1 protein-coding gene is annotated in these 1,289 nt (G+C 67.0%); it reads right to left on the bottom strand.

Annotation, left to right across the window (positions count from 1 at the left end; translation table 11 throughout):
* Positions 1–57 precede the first annotated feature (57 nt).
* Positions 58–1,209, bottom strand: coding sequence for an IS481 family transposase (locus VPH43_RS24605; protein WP_328580421.1), 1,152 nt, complete (start codon positions 1,207–1,209; stop codon positions 58–60).
* Positions 1,210–1,289 lie beyond the last annotated feature (80 nt).

Raw genomic sequence — 1,289 nt, 5'->3', positions numbered from 1 at the left:
TGTTTAGACCGGACACATGGGTAACAGGTGTGCGGGGACATGGGTAACACCTTGGGCTTAAGTCTGTAGGCGGTCTTGGCGCAAGTCCAGGGTCATGAACGGCTGGCGGCAGAAGTAGCCGTGGAACAGCCCGTCAGTGTGGATGTCCGGGCGCAGGGCAATGGGCAACTGGTGCAGCGCCGAGGAGGTGCGCCAACGGCGGCCCTTGAACTTGAAGATGCCGTTCCAGCCGACCGTGACCACGGTATCGCCATCCGGGTAGGCGATCTCGGGCAGGCGATCAGGGAACGCCAGCGCGCTGGGCCGGTAGCGCAGTGCGGGGGTGGCCATGGCCAGCGCTTCATGGGGGCGCTCGCAGTTGTAGACCATGCGCCAGGCATCGAAGTCGCGCTGTACCTCGGCGTGGTCACAGTACGCCCGGCCGTGCAGCACTTCACGCTGCAAGCTGCGGTGGAAGCGCTCGATCTTGCCGTTGGTCTGCGGGTGGTAGGCGCGGCTGTGGCTGATGCGCACGCCCAGGCGGATCAGCCACACCCCCAGCGCGCTGAGCCCATGGTCGTGCGCGCTGGGTGCACCCCACGGAGGGCCGTTGTCGGAGTTGATGCGCTGGGGCATTCCGTAGCGGCGCATCACCTGCTCCAGCAGCGGCTGCACCTGCGGCGTGCCGGCGCGCGCGAGCGCCGTCAGTGCCAGGTTGAAGCGCGAGTGGTCGTCGATGAGAGTCAGGGGGTAGCACTTGCCCGCGAAGGTCAGGAAGTCGCCCTTGAAGTCGATCTGCCACAGCAGGTTGGGCTGCTCGTGCTCGAAGCGCTGCCAGGGCGTGGCCTGTTCGCTGGCCTCGGGGTGGATCAGACCATGGCGGTGCAGGATGCCGGTGACGGTGCTGGGGGCCAGCTGTGCCTGCTGCAGCACCGCCAGGCGCTTGGCGATCTTGCGGCCGCCCCAGCCCGGATGCTGCTGGCGCAAGCACACCACCGCCTGCTCCACGGCACTGCTGCTGCGCAGCGGGCTGCTCAGTGGACGGCAGCTGCGGTCAGCCAGGGCGGTGGCTTGCTCGCCTTGCTGCGCAAAGCGCCCAAGCCACTTGTAGGCCGTCTTCGGGCTGATCTGATAGCGCCGGCACAGCTCGCGCACGTTGGCGCCTTCCTGGCGCGCCAGTTCCACGAATTCCCGTCGCACGTCCATGGTGCTTCTCTCCTGCCAGGGCATGGCTTCCTCCCGAGGGCTTCACCCCCGAAAGCGTTACCCATGTCCCCGCACAGGCGTTACCCATGTGTCCGGTCTGAACA

This window comes from Ideonella sp. BN130291, from assembly GCF_036231905.1.
Classification (GTDB): Bacteria; Pseudomonadota; Gammaproteobacteria; order Burkholderiales; family Burkholderiaceae_C; genus CAMLIZ01.
This window is presented reverse-complemented; position numbering and strand designations above follow the sequence as displayed.